The 20,567-nt window shown below is 58.2% G+C and carries 19 protein-coding genes, 5 tRNA genes and 1 other annotated feature; of the genes, 3 read left to right on the forward strand and 21 right to left on the reverse strand.

Annotated elements, in window-relative coordinates; all coding sequences use genetic code 11:
- Window positions 1-245: 245 nt before the first annotated feature.
- A complete protein-coding gene (locus H6650_20700) occupies window positions 246-2,747 on the forward strand; it encodes a thiol-activated cytolysin family protein (GenBank protein MCB8954434.1) in 2,502 nt (833 codons plus the stop codon).
- Between the two features lie 144 nt (window positions 2,748-2,891).
- Here the strand turns inward: H6650_20700 and rplL are convergent, their stop codons facing one another.
- The 12 genes from rplL to H6650_20760 form a co-directional block, all read right to left on the reverse strand.
- Window positions 2,892-3,272 (reverse strand): 50S ribosomal protein L7/L12, encoded by a 381-nt coding sequence (gene rplL / locus H6650_20705; protein MCB8954435.1) that lies wholly within the window; start codon window positions 3,270-3,272, stop codon window positions 2,892-2,894.
- Between the two features lie 66 nt (window positions 3,273-3,338).
- Window positions 3,339-3,887 (reverse strand): 50S ribosomal protein L10, encoded by a 549-nt coding sequence (locus tag H6650_20710; GenBank protein ID MCB8954436.1) that lies wholly within the window; start codon window positions 3,885-3,887, stop codon window positions 3,339-3,341.
- Between the two features lie 76 nt (window positions 3,888-3,963).
- Window positions 3,964-4,140, reverse strand: a sequence feature (ribosomal protein L10 leader region).
- Between the two features lie 32 nt (window positions 4,141-4,172).
- On the reverse strand, window positions 4,173-4,874 hold the full coding sequence (locus H6650_20715) for a 50S ribosomal protein L1 (GenBank protein ID MCB8954437.1): 702 nt from the start codon (window positions 4,872-4,874) through the stop codon (window positions 4,173-4,175).
- An 83-nt stretch (window positions 4,875-4,957) separates the two neighbouring features.
- Window positions 4,958-5,383, reverse strand: coding sequence for a 50S ribosomal protein L11 (gene rplK / locus H6650_20720; protein ID MCB8954438.1), 426 nt, complete (start codon window positions 5,381-5,383; stop codon window positions 4,958-4,960).
- Window positions 5,384-5,476: 93 nt separating this feature from the next.
- Window positions 5,477-6,049 carry a transcription termination/antitermination protein NusG gene (gene nusG, locus H6650_20725; GenBank protein MCB8954439.1) on the reverse strand — a complete coding sequence of 191 codons (573 nt, stop codon included), beginning with the start codon at window positions 6,047-6,049 and terminating at the stop codon, window positions 5,477-5,479.
- 139 nt (window positions 6,050-6,188) lie between these two features.
- Entirely contained in the window at window positions 6,189-6,488 is a 300-nt protein-coding gene (gene secE, locus H6650_20730; protein ID MCB8954440.1) for a preprotein translocase subunit SecE, read from the reverse strand.
- A gap of 9 nt (window positions 6,489-6,497) precedes the next feature.
- A tRNA-Trp gene (locus H6650_20735) sits at window positions 6,498-6,570 on the reverse strand.
- Between the two features lie 24 nt (window positions 6,571-6,594).
- A complete protein-coding gene (gene rpmG, locus H6650_20740; GenBank protein MCB8954441.1) occupies window positions 6,595-6,759 on the reverse strand; it encodes a 50S ribosomal protein L33 in 165 nt (54 codons plus the stop codon).
- A 100-nt stretch (window positions 6,760-6,859) separates the two neighbouring features.
- Entirely contained in the window at window positions 6,860-8,062 is a 1,203-nt protein-coding gene (tuf, locus tag H6650_20745; protein ID MCB8954442.1) for an elongation factor Tu, read from the reverse strand.
- A gap of 391 nt (window positions 8,063-8,453) precedes the next feature.
- Window positions 8,454-8,526, reverse strand: a tRNA-Thr gene (locus H6650_20750).
- Between the two features lie 65 nt (window positions 8,527-8,591).
- A tRNA-Tyr gene (locus tag H6650_20755) sits at window positions 8,592-8,675 on the reverse strand.
- Window positions 8,676-8,725: 50 nt separating this feature from the next.
- Window positions 8,726-8,798 (reverse strand) — tRNA-Thr (locus H6650_20760).
- 541 nt (window positions 8,799-9,339) lie between these two features.
- Between H6650_20760 and H6650_20765 the strand changes: the two genes are divergently transcribed.
- Window positions 9,340-11,322: an ABC-F family ATP-binding cassette domain-containing protein gene (locus H6650_20765; GenBank protein MCB8954443.1), complete on the forward strand. Its 1,983-nt coding sequence runs from the start codon at window positions 9,340-9,342 to the stop codon at window positions 11,320-11,322.
- A 246-nt stretch (window positions 11,323-11,568) separates the two neighbouring features.
- On the forward strand, window positions 11,569-12,969 hold the full coding sequence (locus tag H6650_20770) for a hypothetical protein (GenBank protein MCB8954444.1): 1,401 nt from the start codon (window positions 11,569-11,571) through the stop codon (window positions 12,967-12,969).
- An 11-nt stretch (window positions 12,970-12,980) separates the two neighbouring features.
- Here the strand turns inward: H6650_20770 and H6650_20775 are convergent, their stop codons facing one another.
- From H6650_20775 to H6650_20815, 9 genes are all read right to left on the reverse strand, one after another.
- Window positions 12,981-13,970 carry an NAD-dependent epimerase/dehydratase family protein gene (locus tag H6650_20775; GenBank protein MCB8954445.1) on the reverse strand — a complete coding sequence of 330 codons (990 nt, stop codon included), beginning with the start codon at window positions 13,968-13,970 and terminating at the stop codon, window positions 12,981-12,983.
- A gap of 40 nt (window positions 13,971-14,010) precedes the next feature.
- A tRNA-Arg gene (locus H6650_20780) sits at window positions 14,011-14,083 on the reverse strand.
- A gap of 19 nt (window positions 14,084-14,102) precedes the next feature.
- Window positions 14,103-14,543 (reverse strand): hypothetical protein, encoded by a 441-nt coding sequence (locus H6650_20785; protein MCB8954446.1) that lies wholly within the window; start codon window positions 14,541-14,543, stop codon window positions 14,103-14,105.
- Window positions 14,544-14,671: 128 nt separating this feature from the next.
- Entirely contained in the window at window positions 14,672-15,106 is a 435-nt protein-coding gene (locus tag H6650_20790) for a hypothetical protein (protein MCB8954447.1), read from the reverse strand.
- Between the two features lie 103 nt (window positions 15,107-15,209).
- The gene (locus H6650_20795; GenBank protein MCB8954448.1) at window positions 15,210-16,793 is read right to left on the reverse strand and encodes a hypothetical protein; all 1,584 of its coding nucleotides are present in this window, start codon (window positions 16,791-16,793) and stop codon (window positions 15,210-15,212) included.
- A gap of 339 nt (window positions 16,794-17,132) precedes the next feature.
- The gene (locus H6650_20800) at window positions 17,133-17,555 is read right to left on the reverse strand and encodes a YbhB/YbcL family Raf kinase inhibitor-like protein (protein ID MCB8954449.1); all 423 of its coding nucleotides are present in this window, start codon (window positions 17,553-17,555) and stop codon (window positions 17,133-17,135) included.
- A 187-nt stretch (window positions 17,556-17,742) separates the two neighbouring features.
- A complete protein-coding gene (locus tag H6650_20805) occupies window positions 17,743-19,185 on the reverse strand; it encodes a LysM peptidoglycan-binding domain-containing protein (GenBank protein ID MCB8954450.1) in 1,443 nt (480 codons plus the stop codon).
- 115 nt (window positions 19,186-19,300) lie between these two features.
- On the reverse strand, window positions 19,301-19,669 hold the full coding sequence (locus tag H6650_20810; protein ID MCB8954451.1) for a DUF192 domain-containing protein: 369 nt from the start codon (window positions 19,667-19,669) through the stop codon (window positions 19,301-19,303).
- A gap of 68 nt (window positions 19,670-19,737) precedes the next feature.
- Complete coding sequence (locus tag H6650_20815; protein ID MCB8954452.1) at window positions 19,738-20,532, reverse strand: enoyl-CoA hydratase/isomerase family protein; 795 nt, start codon at window positions 20,530-20,532, stop codon at window positions 19,738-19,740.
- Window positions 20,533-20,567: the final 35 nt, after the last annotated feature.

The following is a 20,567-nucleotide window of genomic DNA, read 5'->3' on the forward strand; positions in this document are numbered from 1 at the left end:
CCAACAACCACGACAACCTTTTTTGCAACGTAACTACTAACGCTCTTTGGAGATTGGACCCATTTCATGCGCTCAATGACCATTTTCACCGGAGAAAATTGGTCCAAACTGGCTTAGCAGTTACTTCGGGTTCGCTCGGAATTACCTTTGGACTTTCCAATACGTAAGAACCCTTCAAGCGCATCCGCCAATTTTCGAGCGAAGCCTTTGTTAACGGATGCGCCCTTCGCAACAGGAGAAATTCGATGCCGATTCCCAACCGTATTCCCCACATCAACCGCAAACCGTTTAGCAGCAGGAGAAACCAGATGCCGATTCCTAACCGTATTCCCTACATCAACCACATCCCCGGTGGCCGCCAGAGCCAGGCGATGCCGGTTCCCCAATTCATTCCACGCCTGTTCGTCCTCATGTTCGTCTTGTTGGCCGTCGTGGTTCTCACCGCGTGCGGTTCCTCAAACCTGCCCCCGGTCCCAGAAGTGCCCGCTGTTGAGGCCAGTGATGGCGTGCCAGAGCCTGCGGCGGCGGCAAATGTGTTTACCACGGACGTCAGTGACGTGGATTTGAACGGACAGGGGACGACCACTTCCGTTATCACCGGGGAGCCGTTTGTGGGGCGCTTTGACTTTCAACTGTGGAACCAGGATGACTGCCCCGACTGCCGCGTGCAGATTGTCGTCAGTGTTGGTGCGGAGGCGCAGCTTTGTGTTTATGATGGTGTGCCGGGCTTGCGGCCAGGCATGAGCAGTACCGCCGAATTCGAGCTGACCGCGCCGTTGCAGCGGGGGTTGTACGACATCCGTTATCGTAGCTTGCAGGCGGTGGACTGCGCCGCTGCGCAGGCTGCCTTTGCCGCGAATGGCCTGGACCAAACGGCGCTGTTGGGCAAGTTGGTGGTCACGTCGCCTCCAGTAACCTATCGCAACGACTTTACCACGAAGATCAGCCACGTGGATTTGAATGGGGGCGGCATTCGGGCGACGGTGACGGCGGGGGAACAGGTGGCAGGGCAGTTGGATTTCCAAATTTGGAACCAGGATGGTTGCCCAGGCTGTATCAGCCAGATCGTGGTGGGTATTGATGGCGACGCTCAGACCTGTGTCTTTGATGGTATTCCGGGTCAGAAGCCCGGTGTTTCTGACCGTGGGCGTTTTGAACTGGTGGTTCCGAACCTTCCAGGCACGTATGATATTCGGTACAGCAGCCGGCAGGAGTATGGCTGCGCCGACGCGCGGCAGGCTTATGAGGCGGATGGGGCGCAGCAGGCTATCAAGATTGGTACGTTGACCGTGGTGGCCGCGCCGGTGGCGCCTCCTCTTGTGTCGGAACCGCCGGTGACGCCGGAGCCACAAAATCGGGATCCGATCAACGACTACATCTGGTCGCTCAGTTACGACCCGGATCGGATGCTGAGTGTGCAGCCGAATGGCAGTACGCACGCGCAGCCCGTGAATACGAGACAGGCTGGCAGCTCAGCGGTGATTATTTGCACGAAGCAGGACCATGTCTTGCGGGAGAACCTGACGGAACTGGCGATTATGCGCCCTACGAATGGCGTGATTTATCCGGGGGCGGTGATTCTGGCGAATCAGCGGATGGCGGAAGGGCTGCCGGTGCCGGTGACGCTGCCGCGTGCCCCGATGGTTCTCTCGATTGATTTGCCCGGTCTGGCGGAGAGTGCGCGCATCACGTCTCCCGCTAATGATACGGTGCAGGCGGCGGTGAATCAGTTGTTGGCGCAGTGGAATAGAATGCCGGCATCTCAAGGGTACATCAACACCTCTCGTTCCTTCTACGACCTGACCACCGGCTACGCCTTGCAGCAGGTCGCCCTTGACCTGGGCTTGAATGCGGAATGGGCATCGGGCACATCCTTTGCCTCCCAACTGCGCGTTAACAACAGCACGGAAAAATCAACTGTCGTCCTCTACTACAAGCAAGTCTTCTACACCGTGACCATGAATACGCCGGAAACCCCCGCGGACTTCTTCGATCCCCACGTCACCCGCGACGAGTTGGCGCGCGTGGTGAACAGCGCCAACCCGCCCGCCTACGTTCGCAGCGTGGACTATGGTCGCATCCTCATGGTAAAGATGGAGACAACGGCCCACGAGACGAAGGTCAACCTGGAACTGGCCCTCAAGCGGGCGATGGGTTTGGCGTCGGCGGAAGGCAGTTTGGGGGCGAGCTATGAAGAGATTATACGCAACGCCAACTTTACCGTCGTTAAAATTGGCGGCGGAGCGTCGCAGTCCGACACGTTCACGAACGTAGCCAGCATGAATCGTTATATTGAGAATGGCGCGGTCTACAGTCCTGGCAATCCGGGCGCGCCAATTGCCTACACCGTGGCCTTCCTCCAAGACAACCGCGTTGCCAAAATGGGTTTCACCACCGACTACACCGAAACAAACTGCGTCCAGCATCCGAATGGGTATGTGCGTTTGTGGCACGATGCCGCTTACATCGCTCAGTTTGAGGTTTCCTGGGATGAACCGGACGCCAATGGCGGCCTGACGCATCGCCAATGGAATTCTGGCGAGCAGACAGCGGGTTACAAGAAGACTGTTGCCCTACCCGGCGATGCTCGCAATGTGCGCATTCAGACGTGGGGCGTGACGGGATTAGCCTGGAACTGGTGGGGAGAAGTGATGAATGTGACGGAGTCCGGCCCCACCAATATGTGCTATCGAGCGATGGGTACGACCCTGGATATGCGGTATCAACGGCGTTCCAGTTGTCCGTAGGGCAGCCCGAACCTTTTCGACCCGATTGGCGTCCATGACAGGCGTGATGGCGCTTTATCGAGAAAACTTTGTGGCATCCGCGGTCCAAAAGAAAAAGGCCAGCCCGATGAGGGGCTGGCCTTTTTGCCGGCGAAACGAATCGATTTACTTGACTTCGACGGTCGCGCCCGCTTCTTCCAGTTTGGTTTTGGCGTCGGCAGCCGCTTCTTTGGAGACGGCTTCCATCACCTTGCTGGGAATACCATCGACCAGGTCTTTGGCTTCTTTGAGTCCCAGACCGGTGAGGGCGCGGACTTCTTTGATGACCTGGATTTTCTTGGCACCGAAATCGGTGAGGACGACGTCGAACTCCGTCTGCTCTTCCTCTTCGACAACTTCGGCGACGGCAGCCATGGGCATCATGCCCATGGCCATGGGGGCCGCGGCGCTGACGCCCCATTTTTCTTCGAGCATTTTGGTCAGTTCAGCGGCTTCCAACAGAGTGAGGCTGCTGAGTTCATCGACGATTTTTGCAAGATCGGCCATTGTGATAATCCTCCAGAAATGGTTTGGTTAATTAACTTGTGATGATGTGCCTGAAAGCGAGGTGGCTCAGGCTGCCGCTTCCGCGGCTTCGGCGTTTTCGTCCTTCTTGGTGTAGGCGTCGAGGACGTTGACAAGTTGGCGTACACCACCGGCAATGGTGGCGGCCACGTTGCGGGCAGGGGCGCTGATGAGGCCAATGATCTGGCCACGCAGCTGGTCAAGGGAAGGCAGGGAGGCAAGTGCTTCAACGTCTTCCTTGCTCAGCAGGCGATTGCCCAGGACGCCGCCTTTCAAAACGAATTTTTCTTCTGTTTTAGCGAAATCGACGAGGGCTTTGGCTAATGCCGGCACTTCACCCAGTGCAAACCCCGCCGCCACCTGACCCGCGAGCAGGTCCGTCGGAACAGCTTTACCGGCTTCATCCAGAGCAATCGCCAGCAGCGTGTTCTTTGTCACACTGAAGACGCCTTCTACCTGGCGCACTTGACCGCGCAATTCTTCCATGCGCTTGACGTTCATGCCCTTGTACTCGGCCAGGAAAACCACATCACTCTGACCCAGCCACTCCTGATAGGCAACCAATAACTCTTCTTTGCGTTCTTTTGTGATAGCCAATGCGTTTCACCTCCTCTCAAAAGATTTATCTTCCTGGAAGCTGGGAGTTTCCCGGAAGATTCGTTTGCAAACAGTCAGCGGCAAAAAAAAATCCTCATACCGGCCGGTATGAGGATTCAAGGGCAAGCCGACGCGCTATCACGTGCAAACGTGATAACGGGCGGTTTAGTTCTGTTGAACCACTCACCTCGGCTGGAGATTAAGCCAGGACTTGCCCGGCGCCAACTGTCTTCGGCAATGGATAGGTTACGATTTTAATGGTGGGCGAGAAGCCCAAAAGAAATTTTACTGCATTGCCTCGATAGCGTCCACCCGAATACCAGGCCCCATGGTGTTCGCCAACGTGATGCGGCGCACGTAGGTTCCCTTGACGGTGGATGGACGGGCTTTTTTGATGGAATCCAGCATACTTTGCAGGTTTTCACGCAGTTGTTCGGGCGTGAAGCTGGCCTTCCCCAGGGGGGCGTGGACGTTGCCCGTGCGGTCTACGCGATAGGAAACGCGCCCCGCTTTTGCTTCTTGAATAAGGCGGGGTAGGTCGGGTCCAGGGGCGACTGTGCCGGCACGGGGGTTGGGCATCAACCCACGCGGACCCAGCACACGACCCAGGCGGCCTACTTTGCCCATCATCGAGGGGACGGCGATGGCTACGTCAAACTCCGTCCACCCATTCTGAATCTGCGTGATCACGTCATCATCGGCGATAATGTCCGCACCTGCTTCTTCCGCCAGGCGTGCATCTTCACCTTGAGCGAAAACCAGCACGCGCACTGTTTTACCCAGTCCGTGGGGCAGCACCACCACGTCGCGGATCATCTGGTCCGCCTTGCGTGGGTCCACGCCCAGGCGAAAGTGTACTTCGACGGTCGGATCGAATTTGGTGGTGACGGTATCCTTGATCAAAGTGATGGCTTCATCGCGGGTATAGAGTTTGCCGCGGTCTACTTTGGCGGCAGCTTCCTGATACTTGCGTCCTCGTTGTGGCATGTTATCTCCTCGTGGTTTTAGCGGCAGAATGCCTCCCACCAGGGCAGTATGGCGGTCAAGACCGCGCAACTGCCTGACAATTTTTAGTCGGCGATAGTTAGCCCCATGCTGCGGGCTGTGCCGGCAATAATCTTCATCGCGCTCTCAATATCATTGGCGCTCAGGTCCTTGAGTTTGACCTCCGCGATTTCTCGTAACTGCGCCTGCGTGACTGTCCCTACCTTGTTGCGATTGGGGATGGGAGAGCCGCTCTTGACACCCGCGGCCTGTTTTAGCAGGTCCGCCGCGGGGGGTGTTTTTAAGATGAACGTGAAGCTACCATCTTGAAAGACGGTCACTTCGACCGGCACAACCTGGCCCACCATATTCGTGGTCTTGGCATTATACTCCTTGCAGAACTGCATCAGGTTAATACCTTGCGGACCGAGGGCGGTACCAATCGGGGGGGCCGGCGTCGCCTTGCCGCCCTTAATCTGAATTTTCACGACAGCTTTAATCTTTTTTGCCATTTTTCCTCCGTGGAGTACAAACGCCTGGTCAGGCTCCTCCAATAAAAAAGGATGGACAGGGTTCTACGCCCTGTTTACGCGCACATCGCTAAATTATACTTTTTCGACGTGCAGGAAATCCAATTCCACGGGCGTTTCGCGGCCAAAGAAAGAGACCAGCACACGCACTTTAGCCCGCTCCATGTCAATGTCTCGCACCGTGCCAATGAAGTCCGCAAATGGTCCGGTGCGGATGCGCACTTTTTCGCCCAGTTGGAAGTCGAACTTCATCTTGGGCGCTTCCGCTTCCATGCGGTTCATGATCTTGGCGACTTCTTCCGGGCGCAGCGGGATGGGTTCGTCGCCTTGGCCTACGAAGCCGGTGACACCGGGGGTGTTGCGGACGACGTACCAGGAATCTTCGTCCATGATCAACTGCACCAAGATGTAACCGGGAAATACGCGCCGTTCTACGGTGCGCCGCTTACCATCTTTGATCTCTATTTCTTCTTCGGTGGGTACAACGACATCGAAGATTTTGTGCTGCATATTCATCGTTTCGATGCGCTGCTCAATGCTATGGCGGACTTTGTTTTCGTAGCCGGAGTAGCAATGGACGACGTACCAGTTTGCGTCTTCTTTCATGGTCGCCGTCGGCGTATTCAAATCGTTTGGTTCGTTCGCCATATTTACACCTGTTTCGACGATCGCGAGCAGTCTGGCCCGTGCCGTTTGATCTGCTGGACGTGCATACGCCAGAAGTCACTCGCGCGCGGCGCTATTGGCGCGGCGCCGCGCCCGCAAGTCGGCGACAGTCACCACACAATCACGTGATCAGAGTTAGTATCAGGTTGAGCAAACTGGAGAAAGCGAAGTCCAAGAAGCCCAGGAAGATGGCCATGCCGGCAGTAACGCCGAGGACGATCAGCGTGAGGCGCTGCGATTCTTCGCGTGTGGGCCAGGTTACTTTATACAGTTCGCCGCGTGTTTCCCGCAGATATTTGATGACGGGGTTTACTTTGGCTGGCGCTTTTTTTTCTTGTGCCACGTTATAACATCCCTTGCACGATGCGGATTCATAAAATAGCAGGCTGCTGTACTGATTGCTCTCACAGCAGCCTGCCATCGTGAAATACAGGGGGTGCAGGAATCGAACCCGCAGCCTGCGGTTTTGGAGACCGCCGCTCTGCCAATTGAGCTAACCCCCTACAAAACCACGCTTATATTGTAGATCAGCGTGTCTCGCGGTGCAACCGGTGTTGCCGGCATCTGGGGCAATACTTCATGATTTCCAGACGGTTCGGGTCGTTGCGCCGATTCTTTTCGCTGGTGTAATTGCGCTCTTTGCATTCGGTGCAGGCGAGCGTAATCAGTGACCGTACTGCTTTCTTAGCCATAATGTTTATCCCACCAGGTCGCGCCTGTAGTTTTGTGTGTGTGGAAAAATGCCGGCATGGCGATCATGCGGTGGCGTGACCATTATGCCGGCATTCCCTATTACTCCAAAATCTTCGTAATGACGCCGGCGCCCACGGTCACGCCGCCTTCACGGATAGCGAAACGACCACCCGCTTCCAACGCCACCGGCGTAATCAACTCCACCAGCATGTTCACGTTGTCGCCCGGCATCACCATTTCCACACCTTCGGGAAGCGTAATCGTACCCGTCACGTCCATCGTGCGGATGTAGAACTGCGGCCGATACCCGGGGAAGAACGCCTTGTGCCGTCCCCCTTCGTCCTTGCGCAGCACGTACACTTCCCCTTCAAACTTCTTGTGTGGCGTGATGCTCTTCGGCTTCGCCAGCACTTGACCGCGCTCCACCTCGTCACGTCCCACACCGCGCAGGAGCAAGCCAGCATTGTCGCCCGCTTCCACCTTGTCCAGCGTCTTGTGGAACATCTCCATCGAGGTCACAATCACCTTGCGGATGTCGTCGCGCAGCCCGACGATTTCTACTTCCTCGCCCGGCTTGAGCACGCCGCGCTCCGCGCGACCCGTGACCACCGTTCCCCGCCCCTTGATGGAGAACACGTCTTCCACCGGCATCAGGAACGGCTTTTCCACGTCTCGCTCTGGCTGCGGAATGTACTCATCCACCACGCGCATCAACTCCCAGATGCAGGCATACTCCGGCGCGTCCGGGTCTTTGCTCTCGCACTCCAGCGCATGGAGCGCGCTGCCGCGCACGATGGGGGTCTCGTCCCCAGGGAACTCGTAGATGTCCAGCAGTTCCCGCAGTTCCAATTCCACCAGTTCCAACAGCTCCTCGTCATCCATCATGTCGCATTTGTTCAGGAAGATGACCATGGCCGGCACTTCCACCTGCCGCGCCAACAGCACATGTTCCCGCGTCTGCGGCATTGGCCCGTCCGGCGCCGCCACCACCAGAATTGCGCCGTCCATCTGCGCCGCGCCCGTGATCATGTTCTTGATGTAGTCACGATGCCCCGGGCAGTCTACGTGCGCGTAGTGGCGATGCTCCGTCTCGTATTCGACATGGGCGATGGCGATGGTGATACCGCGCTCTTTTTCTTCTGGCGCGTTGTCAATCTGGTCGAAGGCGCGGAAATCCGCCCATCCCTTCAGGGACAGCGTCTTGGTGATGGCCGCGGTGAGCGTGGTCTTACCATGGTCAATGTGACCAATGGTGCCGATATTGACATGTGGTTTCTCACGTACGAATTTTTCCTTGCCCATAGTTTAGAATCTCATTCCTTTGTTACTAACGTGCCCATACGACACGGCGATTGCCCACGGGGGTCTCGCATCAACTAGAAAAGCACGATTCGCACACATACACCGGATTAGAGCGGAAACCAGATAAGACAACCAGGTTGTTTTCTTGCCGCTCCTCCAAGTTGACGATGTCATTCGATACTTCATGGCCTTATCAGCAGGGGCTGGCAATGCCATGCTCTATTTCATCGTCAGCCCTTTACTGGCGCTACCTTGAACGACGTTATCCATATGGATAAACATGCCGGTAGTCGCCCCGCGATTTCCATCTCACCAGAGCGATGAAATCAGGCCTGGAAATCGACGCCTACTCACAACAATACCCCGCTTCCAGGATGGGAGCGGGGTGTAAAGCCCACGATGGGACTTGAACCCATGACCTCATTCTTACCAAGAATGTGCTCTGCCTGCTGAGCTACGTGGGCAATCAGGTTGGCTAGGCGGGTGTTGTGGCGTAGATGCCGGCATCGTACCCGCGAGTGAGTAGTAGTGGGCCAGGTAGGACTCGAACCTACGAAGGCGTTCCGCCAGCGGATTTACAGTCCGCCCCCTTTGCCGCTCGGGACACTGACCCATTCTGATTTTGCAAATGTGCAACGTACAGGCCCATATGAGCCTGTTCAGAGCCGACGATGGGAATTGAACCCATAACCTATGCTTTACAAGAGCATCGCTCTGCCGATTGAGCTACGTCGGCAAGGTGTTCCGCACCATCTCGTATACTCTGATACAGACCAACAAGTATAGACAGTTAAGGACCATTCGTCAACATCCGCGACGGGAAATTTGCCGCGAATCTGAAAAATGGTTCCCGGCACTGTTTGGGTGCGCGTTGTTTCGTTGCTCGCGCCGCTTGACGAACTCGCCTGCAATATGCTATATTGTCGTCGGCAACGAGTTCTCACGGTCAGATACCAGGTAACATCGTATCTGTCGATTTCAGAGGAAACAAGCACATAATGATAATGGTCGCCTCCCCAACTGCCTTCATGTTGCTGACTGTCAAAGCAGCTTCTTTTGGCGTGCCTTATCGGAGTGTGCCTGCGCGTTGTTAACATAACTGGGTGACATCCCCCTTGATGAGTAACGGCCGCGGCATATCTTGCTCGCGGTCGTTTTTGTTTCCCCTTTCTTGCGCAAACGCATAGGGATGTGGCAAATGATCGCCACAGGACTGCCTGGCCTCCAAGTTGTCGCCTCATCTCCGCGATAGATGGGACGGCAAGCGAGATTATACCATGTCCCTTCTCACTTTTTATCACCTCTCTCAATCCTATGGCGCTGTGGATATCTTCAGCGGCCTTTCCGCCAACATGCCCCATCAGGCACGAATTGGCCTCGTAGGCGCGAATGGCATTGGCAAAACCACCCTGCTGCGCATTTTGGCCGGGCTGGAAAAGCCCACCGGCGGCCAGGTTCATCTTGCTCGCGGGACGCGGTTAGGCTATTTGCGCCAGGAGGCCGAGCAGGCTTTTGCCGCTGCCCAGAATACTGTCTACACGGAGATGCTGACGGTCTTTCCCGAACTGCGACAGCAGCAAGCGCAGTTACGTCAGATGGAGGCAGATATGGGGCAGGGCGAACTGACCCCTTCTCTGCTGGAAGCGTATGGAGTTCTGCTGGAAAGCTTTGAGCAGGCCGGCGGATATGACTATGAACTGCGTATTCAGCAGGTGCTGACAGGTCTGGGTTTCGCCGAGGCTGATTGGCATCTTCCCCTGGAACATTGCAGCGGCGGGCAGAAAACGCGCGTGCTTCTGGCTCGTCTCCTGTTGGAAGAGCCGGACCTGCTGATTCTTGACGAACCGACCAATCACCTGGATGTCGTGGCGGTGGAGTGGCTGGAAAACAGGTTGCGCACCTGGAAAGGGGCGATGCTTGTGGTCAGCCATGATCGCTATTTCCTGGATAAGGTTGTCAATACGATCTGGGAGATGAGTCGCAATGGGTTGGAGGAATACCGCGGCGGCTACACGGCCTACATGGGGCAGCGGGAAGATCGGTGGGCGCTGCGGGAGACGGAATTTGTGACTGTGAAGGAGCGTTTTCTGAAAGACCTGGATTTTGTGAAGCGGAACATTGCCCGCGCCAGCACCAGTGACCGGGCAAAGGGGTTGCTGGAACGTCTGATCCGTGAAGTAAAGGCCGTGGAAAATGCCGGCACGCAGGCCCTAAACATCAGTTGGTCTCGCTTTTCCGCCGAAATGGGCGTTTCCGGAACCAACTGGAGCGTCGCCGAAGTCGAAGGTCACATCAAAGCCCTCGCCTCCCCCAATCCACACCGTACGCCGCTCGTCATGCGGCTGCAACCCGGACACCGCAGCGGGCGGATGGTGCTACGCAGCAAAAACCTGGTCGTCGGATACCCGGACAAGCCCCTGTTCCAGGCGGACGACATCGAATTGACACGCCAGACCCGTGTCGCCCTGATTGGCCCCAACGGCAGCGGCAAATCCACCTTTCTGCGTACCGTGATGGGCGAGCTTGAACCGCTGGCCGGACGCCTCTGGCACGGAGCCAGTTTGCGGATACGCTATTTTGCCCAGGCACACCAAACACTGGACCCGACCAGATCGGTTCTGGACGAACTGCTGTCGCAGCGCCACATGTTAGTGAGCGAAGCGCGTCATCACCTGGCCCGCTACCTGTTTCGCGGAGACGACGTATTCAAGCCTGTTGGCTCCCTCAGCGGCGGAGAGAGGGGGCGATTGGCCCTGGCTCTTCTGGCGCTGGACACCGCCAATTTCCTGCTTCTGGATGAGCCGACCAATCACCTGGATATCCACGCGCAAGAGGTGTTGCAGACCGCGCTACAAGCTTACCAGGGGACCGTGCTGCTGGTTTCGCACGACCGCTATCTGATTGACCGATTGGCGACGCAGATATGGGAACTGCGGGATGGACGACTGCGCGTTCACGAAGGCAGCTATCAATCGTTCCTGGCGGCGCGAGAGCGGGAAGCGGTCACATCCAGCCTGTCGCCGCTGCCGCCGACGGTGGCGAGAAATGGCGTGGTGCGGACCGCGGCGGTGTCCGTAACGGAAATCGAGGCGCGGATTGCCGACCTGGAAGCGACACTGTTTCGCCTGGGGCAGCAAATGGAGGTGGTGACGACAAACCAGCAATGGGCGGAGATCACGGCACTAAATCAGCAGTACGGCGCGGCGGAGGCAGAACTGGCGCGGCTCATGGTCCACTGGGAAAAGTCGGCGGCCGTCTAGCGCGAGTCGCCGGTTTACGACCGGCGACCTTGTCCCCACCTGCAAACGACTGGCGCGGGCCAGTAGTGTATCATTCGTGTCAGTCAGGTTATAGTTGACTCTACTGAAAAAAGGTCAAAAACCGGGTTTTTACACATGAACCACTCTGGTAATTTTTGCCGGACAATCGAAAAACCCGGTTTTTTCAGTGAACTCATAGTTAAGGGTGGCAGTGATGCAAACCCCATCGCCGCCAGGGAAACCATTATGCGTCCTATCCATCGTTGCTCCGTCATTTCGCTTATTGGCGTCCTTTGCTGCCTGGTGGCGATTGGCTGCCGCCCGGCGGTGGAGCCGTCCTCTACGCTTCTCCCGCCACCGGAAATATCCATGAATCCGACACGCACACCCCCTGATTCTTCGCCCACCCCGCGTCCGACGGACATGCCCGTGCCGTTCCGCCTGCCCGTGGATGCCGCGCCCGCCGCGGGGTTTACCTATCTTCGGGCCGATGGCAATCGCCTGGTGTCCGGGCAAGGCCATCTGCCGCGGACGTTGCCACTGGACATACCCCTGGCGGGTGTGCCGCAATGGATTGCCGCCGCTGCCTATGACCGGGGTGTTGTCTGGGCGGTGGTGCTGGCCGATGGACGCACGCAGGCGTTCTACGTGCGGGAGAGGGTGGTGCAGCCCATACCCATTGTTCCGGACCGGGTCGAAAATGTGCCGCCGATGCTGCTGGTGCAGCGCGGTGAAGCCCGCCTGATGATTCCGCCCACGTCCCGTCATGGTGATACGCATCCGGTGATTATTGATCAGGCGGAGGGTATCTGGGCGTTTACGTATGTGGATGGCCGCTTGAATGTGATGCAGCAGCGAGAGCCACTGCCACCGGGGACGTTGGCGGTGGATGCGCTGCCCGACGCGCGCATTCTGGTGGACGAGCGACAGCGCCTGCTGCTGCTCAGCGGACCTACCGACCGGTACGGCCATGCCGTTTTGGGGGACAATCTGGAGGCCGGCAGCATCACGCTGGTTGATACGCGCCCAGAGATTGGCGTGGTGCGTGTCATTGACGTGCCCGCGCCTGCCGTTATTGAGGGTATTGCCCCTATTTGGGCGGACCTGGACGGGGATGGGCAGCGGGAGATAATCGTCACGCAGTCTACGGACGACGCGGGGGCGCAAGTGGTGGTGTACGACGAATCAGGCGCGCAGGTTGCCGTCGGCCCGGCCGTGGGGCGCGGCTTCCGCTGGCGGCATCAAATTGCGGTGGCTACGTTTGGGCCTGATGGTGAACTGGAATTGGTGGATGTGCTCACGCCGCATATTGGCGGGGTGGTGACGTTTTATCAGTGGCGAGGGACGGCGTTGCAGGTAACGGCGCAACTGGCGGGTTATACGTCGCACGTTTTGGGGACGCGCAATCTGGATATGGCGGCGGCGGGGGATTTTGATGGGGATGGACGGGTGGAGTTGCTGTTGCCGGCACAGGACCGGAGCAGTCTGGGTGCGGTGCGGCGAACGAGGGATGGCGCGGAGACGGTTTGGGTGCTGCCGTTGCCGGCATTGTTGCAGAGCAACCTGGCCGCGGCACAAGGTCAGGACGGGCGGATTGTCGTGGGCGCGGGGCTGGCTGATGGCACGCTGCGGCTGTGGGGACCGTAGATGGTAAACGACTACTGCTTGTGGCGCAAAATGCCGGCATTCCAGTACCATGCCAGCGTCTCTCGTGCCCCTTCCGCAAACGGCGTTGGACAAAAACCCAACCCCGCCTGCGCTTTCGCATTGGAAACAGGCCAATCCTGAAAAACGTAGTGAGCCAGGTTGTTCGCATAAAACGGCTCCCGCCCGGTCACATGCGCCGTCGCCGTCATCAAGCGCGCCAACAACAGCGCCGCGCCCACGGGAACGGGAAACCGGAAGCGGGAAATGCCCGCCAGGTCACTGACCAGATCGTTGGCCTCGTTATGGGTGAGCGACGCGCCACAGATGTTATACACTTCTCCTGGTTGGCCCGCCGTCAGCGCCCGTTCGATTCCTTGCGCCACGTCCGGCACAAACGCCGGAAAAGTAATATGGCGACCTCCATTGACCTTGATACGCCAGCCGCGCAGCGGCTCCTCAAAAAAGAGCCGATTGAAGGCATAGCGCCCCCAGGGGCCATAAAAAGCGCCCGGACGCAGCACGATAACGGGCAAACCGTGGTCGTGCCAGGCCGCCAGTGCGCGCTGCTCGCCGACCAGTTTGCTCTGTTGGTAGGCATCTTGTGGTTGGCAAGGGGTTGCTTCATCAATGAGGACGCCTGGCCGGGCCTGTCCGACGACGACGACAGTGGAAACGTGGACAAACCGCGTTGCTTGCGCGTTGATGGCTCCCGCCAGCACTGCTTCCGTCCCCAGTACATTTGTACGCCAAAAATCGTCCGGTTTGCCCCAGAAGCGGAAGTGGCCTGCTGCGTGAATGATGGTGTGGCAGCCCTGGCACGCCTGGGAAACGGCGGCGGCATCACTGATGTCATCCGCATATGCCAGTTCCACCCCATGCTGTTGCAGCCGGTCCACGTTGCTGCCGGGGCGCACGAGGGCGCGCAGCGAATAGCCCGCGCGCGCCAGACGCGGAATCAAGTTGTGGCCTAAGAACCCCGTTGCCCCCGTAATTAAAATCATGGCTATCGTTGGCGCATCAGTTTTGCTTTCGCATAAAAGGTACCCCAGGAGGGACTCGAACCCCCAACCTGCGGATTAGAAGTCCGACGCTCTATCCTTTGAGCTACTGGGGCGGATACAGGTGAGCTAATTCTAATCGGTGGGGGGGGATGCGTCAACCAGGCGCGTCAGGCTGCCGTTTTCAATGAAGGCGAGCAGGCTTTCCAGGTCAGGGAGGATGTGACTGGCGCAGTATTTGACGACCCAGTTGTGCAAAAGGGGGGTGACGACGAGGATGGGTTTGCCGGCATTATGCGCTGTCCACATCTCAATGGCCGTCCCCATACTTGCCTGTGGCACGTAGGCAATCACCAGATCGGCCTGACCGGCCAGGCGCGTCATATCCTGAAAAGTTGTTCGCACCTGGGTGTCGTTATATGACAGGCTGTTGGGGTGAAGGGCGAGTGGGTCCACGATCTCGGCGGCCGGGAGGTGAGTGATGAGTGCCTGGGTGATGCGAGCGCGGTAAGATTGGCTGTCCAGGTCATTCTCCTGGCGCGAACCTTGCATAATGCCGGCAATAAATACACGCATAATTCAGATTTGGTCTCTCCGTATTTTAATCCATCGTCAGCCTAAATGCCGGCAAGCCACGGCCCAGCGCAACCCCCATCGAGGCTCGTTCGTGCCGGCAAGAACAGGAATGACCGCAAGGACAGCCCCTAATCTGAACGCAGGGGGCGAATGCCCAGGAAGACCTCTCTTCCTGTCAGTGTGCGCAGAATCACATCAGGAGAACGCTGGACACGTTCCGCCAGCTCGCGCGCACTCATCGGTTGATTCGCATTCCCTAACAAGACATAAAAAACGGCGTCCACCAACGCGGCTTGCTGGATCCGATCATGAGGCATGGACTTAATGAAGGATTGCAGCAGATATTGAAAGCCATCCACCTGTCTTACTTCTCCCGTTTTCATATCGACCACGTCAACAATACTTGCTTCCGCATCCAGCGAGATATCGTCACTGATTGGTAGCCGAGCCAACAGGTAGGTCTTCAGATCGAGACCAGACTGGTCCCACCAATCATAGTCAATATAAAAACCGGTGTCTTCGGTAAATGGCCGCAAAATCGGCGCGGGATTTGGTCTTGTCAAAGTAACTCCTGAAATCTCATAGACCCGTAAACAAGGTCTGCAAAGGCTGATACACAGCTTCCAAGAAGCTATTCAGCTTCCAGGAAGGTTCCGGGATACCAGATTATTTTCGCTGCCAGCGGCTGGCATCAAACTGCCAGTAATGGTCTCCCATGCCGCGGAAAGCCGGCGTGCGCACCAATTCGGCAAAGACAGGGCCAGGCGGCACGCGGCGCAGCATGTTCACAGCGCTGTAGATTGTTTTTGCATGGACGGTGTTTTGTGGGTTCATTCTTGCCAGTTCTGGCACGATTTCCGCCAGCAGCGAAGACAACTGGCGCTGGTTGGCATCGGCGCGCCGCCAGAGGACATCCACGGCAGCCACAAAATCCGTACCCACGATCATCAAATCATCGTAGTCCGCGCCAATGGCGCGCCGCTGCAAATCGAATTTGAGCTGATTATCCTCCACGGATGCCAGCCGTACCCACTCTTTCTTGTCGCGGCGGCGGTCAAAGTTGAGCAGCACCACACCCGGCTCTGGCCCGGCCTTCAGGCTGACATAGGCCCCCACGGGAATCTGGTTCTCTTCGTACCAATCCTTGAAGCCATAGATGTAGCGACCAGGCTGCACCACCCAGCCATCAACGGTCTCGTTGGTGAATTCGTCAATGAGTTGGATGGTTTGGCGCGGCGACAGACCCAGCGGGAACAGGGAACGTGTGTGGCTGTTCAGGGGCAGCGTGCCGGCCCAGCGGTGCGGATAGGTGAGGACGAGACGCACCTCCGTGGTCGGGATAACGGAGGCGCTCACGTCTGACCATTCGTCGTCCAGTTCCCGTTCTAGCAGCATCAACTGTGGACTGAGCAGGGCGCGGTCATAGGGAATGGGTTTGTACACCAGTCGACCGGGTATTTCGCGCACGCCTTCTGGCTCCATGCGGCGCAGGAACCAGGCGACTTTGCCTTTGGGCGCCACTTCGTCGAATCGGTTATCGTTCAGCAGGCCATAGTTGAGGGAAAAGATTTGTGTCTGACGGTTGCCGCCCGGATCCAGGTCAAGATAGGTGACGATTTCTTCCGTGGGCAGTGGGCCGCCGAAGTTCATTTCCAGCACGGCTTCGGTGATGTGCAGGTGGCCGATGTTGATGTCCGCGAGTAGACCCTTGATCAGCCATAATCTGCCCAGGCGGACAAATTCGGAATGGGCATTGAGGGTGGCGGCGAGTCGCTCTATTACGCTATTGCCGTAAAGCGCGAACAGTTCGTCTACGTCTATGTTGTCGATCTGGGAGGAGAGGTCGCCGCTTTCCTGGTTCAGAACGTGGTCGGCCACTAAATCGGCGGCGAATTCGCGGGTTTTGCCGGCAATTTCCACAGCCACCACGTTAAAATTCCCGTACTCACGATTGTAGCCGGCGCGCACGGACTTCACCTTGCCCGCGGCGAATTTTAGGGCGGGGAAGATGATCTCCTCTCCTACTTCATAGCCTTTGCGCGGCTGGTACACCGTGCGCCCCGCAAGGCGACGTTTCACTTCCTGCGCTTCCGCCGTGACGCGATTTTGCATAATGGCACGCGCCAACTCGCTGATTTCCTGCGGCTGCTCAACTTCCAGGAAGTGATTGTAAAGGAATTCGATGTCGGATTCCTGAAGGGTGAAGTTAGACACCCAGTATTCTCGCGTCCGGGTTTGGGGTTGAATCACAACTTTCTCCTGACTGCATAACGGCTTTTGTACACCTGAACCCCCATCAATGCTTTACGCAACACCACGCATTAACCAATGATGTTGTCATTGTATCGCACGCTGGCGTTGTCAATAGATCAGCGCTTCGCTTTCCCCCTGGCGCGGGCTAATCGGTAGGCTGATACCTCACGCCAGGTCGCTGTCTGTTCGTTGCCAGTAGTAGCAACAGTGTGGCATCGGCTGACAATGAGCGAATAGGGACTGAGGCACAATGAGAAATTATACCAATGCCACCAGCCCCAGGCAAAGTCAGCCAAAACGCGCGAATGGCGCGGGGTGCGTGGTGATGATGGGGCTTTATTCTCCGAACCGCCCGATGAGGGTGGCTTGCGCCAGGATGTGGCCTTTGCTGGCGGAGAGGAGGGTGGATTTGTCTTGTACCTGGCTGGGATCGAGGCGGATGTCCAGGGCGTATAGGGTGAAGATGTAACGATGGATGCCGCGCGGGGGGCAGGGGCCATCATACCTGGCGGCGCGGCGGCTGTTCTGTCCCTGGCGGTTGCCGTCTGCCAGGGATTCGCCGGCGGGCACGTTTTCGGGGAGGGCGCGCAGGTCGGGAGAGAGGTTGAAGAGAACCCAATGTACGAAGGGGGTGCTGCCGGCATCTGGGTCTTCTACCAGCAACGCGAAACTTTGCGTACCGGGGGGTGGCTCCGTCCACGCCAGCGGCGGCGAGATGCCCGTGGCCTCGGCGCGACACGTATACACTTCGGGTATCATGCCATCTGGCGCAAAGGCGGTGCTGGTGAGCGAGAAGCCCGCCGCCACGGGAACCGAGGTTGTTTCATGGGCCGGGACGGTCATCACCGGCGCGTCCATCGGCCCCGTGCAGGCGACCAGTGTCCATAGAATGCCGGCAATCAAGAGCAAGCGACGGTGCATTTTGACTTTCCTGGCGTTGCCCGCGTCATGGCGTGATGACGGGGAATAGTTGTTCCAGCCATTGCAGCGGATTGACGGGATGGTTCATGATGCGCACGTCCCAGTGTAAGTGGGGTCCGGTGGAAAGGCCGGTTGTGCCCAATTCGCCGATCACCTGCCCAGCTTCCACGTGGTCGCCCACGTTGACTTCCAGTTTTTGCAGGTGGTAGTAGCCGGTCATGACGCCCAGGCCGTGGTCAATGATGATCACATTGCCGCGCACTTGCATGGGTTGGCTGGCGACGATTGTGCCGGCATTAGGGGCGAGGACTTTTGTGCCGGCATAATCCGCAAAATCCGTGCCGCTGTGAAAACTATCGTAGGGGCCGCCATTATACGAGCGGGCAATGCCATACCCCGCCGTAATCTGCGTACCGCTGATAATGGGCTGCTGGAACAGCCCCGTCCACTGCTGCACCGGCGTAAATTGACCGTAAATCGAGGCCAATAGCTCATTTTCCGCATTCACCACATCGGGAGCCAGCAAATACCCCTTCTCTTCGGGAACTGTCAACTCCTGCCGCCCGTAATCATATGCGTCCACCTGTACCCATTGGCGCAGCGGCGTCCACGGGCGACTACCGCTGCCGCCCAGCATCAGTTCATACACGCCTGGCCTGGTGAATGCGCCCAGGCCAATCATCGTGATAAAGCCATCGCCATAGGGCGCAAATTGCAGCGATTGGTCCAGAAATTGGCCGCTGGGCTGCCCATCCAGGTTGTTTTGTACGTACAGCGACATAGCCCGCCCCTGCTGTACGGGGAGGGGACCGAGTTCGACGCGCACCCAGTCGCCGGGCAAGTCCTGGAAGCGGGCGTCACCGGGGAGGCGCAGGCGCTGACCGGCGTAAAGCTGCGTTGGATAGGGAAGCTCGTTGAATTGGGCCAGGGCCATGGGGGTCATGTCGGCGGCGGCGGCCAGCATGAGGAGCGATTCCCCCGGCTGCACCAGATGCGGGCGACCGGTGAGGGGGACGGGGCTGGAAGAACCGGTGCGGCTGATGATGGTCAGGGATTTGCCGGCAATCAACTCGCGTGGATTCAGTAGACGATTGGCGGCGACGATGTCGGCGACGGTGGTATTGAAATCCGCCGCCAGGCTTTCCAGGGTGTCGCCCAACCGCACCACGTAATTGGCGTCAAATGGGTCGCCGCTGGTGTCGGGTATTATCAGTTCTTGCCCTACGTAGAGGAAACTGGGGTCGGCGATGCTGTTTGCTTGCAGCAGGCGCTCCACGCTCAGGCCATAATCGCCGGCAATGCTGGTGAGCGTTTCTCCATCCTGAACGATGTGGACTTTGGGGATGGGCGGTTCCGCCGGGGCGGCCTCCGTGGGGGCGGGCGTGGGGTCCGCCGTTTGGGCCAGGGCGGTGGGCGCCACGGCCAGCAGGGCGATAAGGCTAAGAATGAGAAGAAGTCGTTTGCTCATAATGACGATGATTTAGAACACGAACGGCGGGCAGGGAGAAGGGTCATGGGAAGCTCTGTTAGCCTGTTTTGCCCGACCGGCCTGTGTTTGGGAGACAGGCGCGCTCCGCTTTGGCTTATGCCTGGACAAAGGTGAGGGTGTCGCCGATGCGCACGTGGCGCAAGATGGCGGGCGCGGTTTCGATGACGTAGCGGGCGGGGGCGGCGGGGATGTAGGAGAGTCGCCACGGCTTTGCCAGGACGGTGTGGACAACGATGCCGGCATCATTGACCCACACCACCCCCAATGGCATGAACACAAACAGCATGTGAATGGACGTGTTCAGGCGGCTGTCTTCTTTCTCCACCAGCACCAACCCCTCACCGTCGGCCAGGTGGCGGCGAAACGTGAACCCGCGCAGACGGCTGGCGAACGTGTCGCACCACCTGGCCCGCGCCAGCAGCGTCTCACCGGTTTCTGCGTGAATAATGTGACGATAGATCATGAAGTATGAGGTATGAGGTATGAGGTATGAGGTAGGAGGTAGGAGGTAGGAGGTAGGAGGTGTGCCGCTCATTTTCCTTTGAATTCGGGGGGGCGGCGGGTGAGGAAGGCCTGTACGCCTTCCTGGAAGTCGGCGCTGGACATGAGGTGGCTTTGCGCCCATCCTTCCAGCATCAGGCCGCGGTCGATGTCCGCCAGCCCGTCCACGACGCGCTTGGCCATGCCCACGGCCAGGGGTGCGGATTGGCTGATTTCGGCGGCCAGTTCTTCGCCGCGCGCCAGCAGGTCCGCCGCGGGCGCGACGTGGTTGACGATACCCCACCGCTCGGCCCAGGCGGCGTCGATGTGACGCCCGCTGAAGATCAGCTCTTTGGCCCGTCCGGGACCGACGAGGCGGGTGAGGCGGGTGGTTCCGCCGACGTCGGGGATGATGCCCAGGCGCGTTTCCGGCAGCCCCAGCATGGCGTCATCGGCGGCGATGCGGATGTCGCAGGCGAGTGCCAGTTCCAGGGCCAGGCCGAGGCAGTAGCCGTGCAGCAGGGCGATGGTCGGTTTTTCCAATCGCTCCAGTTGGGTGAGGATGGCCTGGAAGTCGTGGGTGATGGTGCGCATTTGCCGCATCCAGGTGTCGCCATATTTTTGGGCGAGGAGGAGGAAGCTGCTGACGTCAATGCCGGCACTAAACACCTTCCCCGCGCCCCGAATCAACACCACCCGCGCTTCCGCTGCGCGCCCCGCCTGCGCCACCGCCGCCCCAAACTGCTCATAAAGCGGCAAATTAATCGCATTCCGTTTATCCGGGCGATTCAGCGTAATCTCAAAAATCGTCCCCCGCCGTTCCGTCAAAACAAGTTGTTCCATCATACCTTTCCCATTAACCTCCCCACACCTTCATACCT

It is taken from the genome of Ardenticatenales bacterium (genome assembly GCA_020634515.1).
Classification (GTDB): Bacteria; Chloroflexota; Anaerolineae; order Promineifilales; family Promineifilaceae; genus JAGVTM01.

Excerpts from the sequence above, each read along its gene's own strand:
- H6650_20700 (MCB8954434.1), top strand. The coding sequence starts at position 246 with ATGCCGATTCCCAACCGTATTCCCCACATCAACCGCAAACCGTTTAGC.
- rplL (MCB8954435.1), bottom strand. The coding sequence starts at position 3,272 with ATGGCCGATCTTGCAAAAATCGTCGATGAACTCAGCAGCCTCACTCTG.
- H6650_20715 (MCB8954437.1), bottom strand. The coding sequence starts at position 4,874 with ATGCCACAACGAGGACGCAAGTATCAGGAAGCTGCCGCCAAAGTAGAC.
- rplK (MCB8954438.1), bottom strand. The coding sequence starts at position 5,383 with ATGGCAAAAAAGATTAAAGCTGTCGTGAAAATTCAGATTAAGGGCGGC.
- nusG (MCB8954439.1), bottom strand. The coding sequence starts at position 6,049 with ATGGCGAACGAACCAAACGATTTGAATACGCCGACGGCGACCATGAAA.
- secE (MCB8954440.1), bottom strand. The coding sequence starts at position 6,488 with ATGGCAGGCTGCTGTGAGAGCAATCAGTACAGCAGCCTGCTATTTTAT.
- rpmG (MCB8954441.1), bottom strand. The coding sequence starts at position 6,759 with ATGGCTAAGAAAGCAGTACGGTCACTGATTACGCTCGCCTGCACCGAA.
- tuf (MCB8954442.1), bottom strand. The coding sequence starts at position 8,062 with ATGGGCAAGGAAAAATTCGTACGTGAGAAACCACATGTCAATATCGGC.
- H6650_20765 (MCB8954443.1), top strand. The coding sequence starts at position 9,340 with ATGTCCCTTCTCACTTTTTATCACCTCTCTCAATCCTATGGCGCTGTG.
- H6650_20770 (MCB8954444.1), top strand. The coding sequence starts at position 11,569 with ATGCGTCCTATCCATCGTTGCTCCGTCATTTCGCTTATTGGCGTCCTT.
- H6650_20775 (MCB8954445.1), bottom strand. The coding sequence starts at position 13,970 with ATGATTTTAATTACGGGGGCAACGGGGTTCTTAGGCCACAACTTGATT.
- H6650_20785 (MCB8954446.1), bottom strand. The coding sequence starts at position 14,543 with ATGCGTGTATTTATTGCCGGCATTATGCAAGGTTCGCGCCAGGAGAAT.
- H6650_20800 (MCB8954449.1), bottom strand. The coding sequence starts at position 17,555 with ATGATACCCGAAGTGTATACGTGTCGCGCCGAGGCCACGGGCATCTCG.
- H6650_20805 (MCB8954450.1), bottom strand. The coding sequence starts at position 19,185 with ATGAGCAAACGACTTCTTCTCATTCTTAGCCTTATCGCCCTGCTGGCC.
- H6650_20810 (MCB8954451.1), bottom strand. The coding sequence starts at position 19,669 with ATGATCTATCGTCACATTATTCACGCAGAAACCGGTGAGACGCTGCTG.
- H6650_20815 (MCB8954452.1), bottom strand. The coding sequence starts at position 20,532 with ATGATGGAACAACTTGTTTTGACGGAACGGCGGGGGACGATTTTTGAG.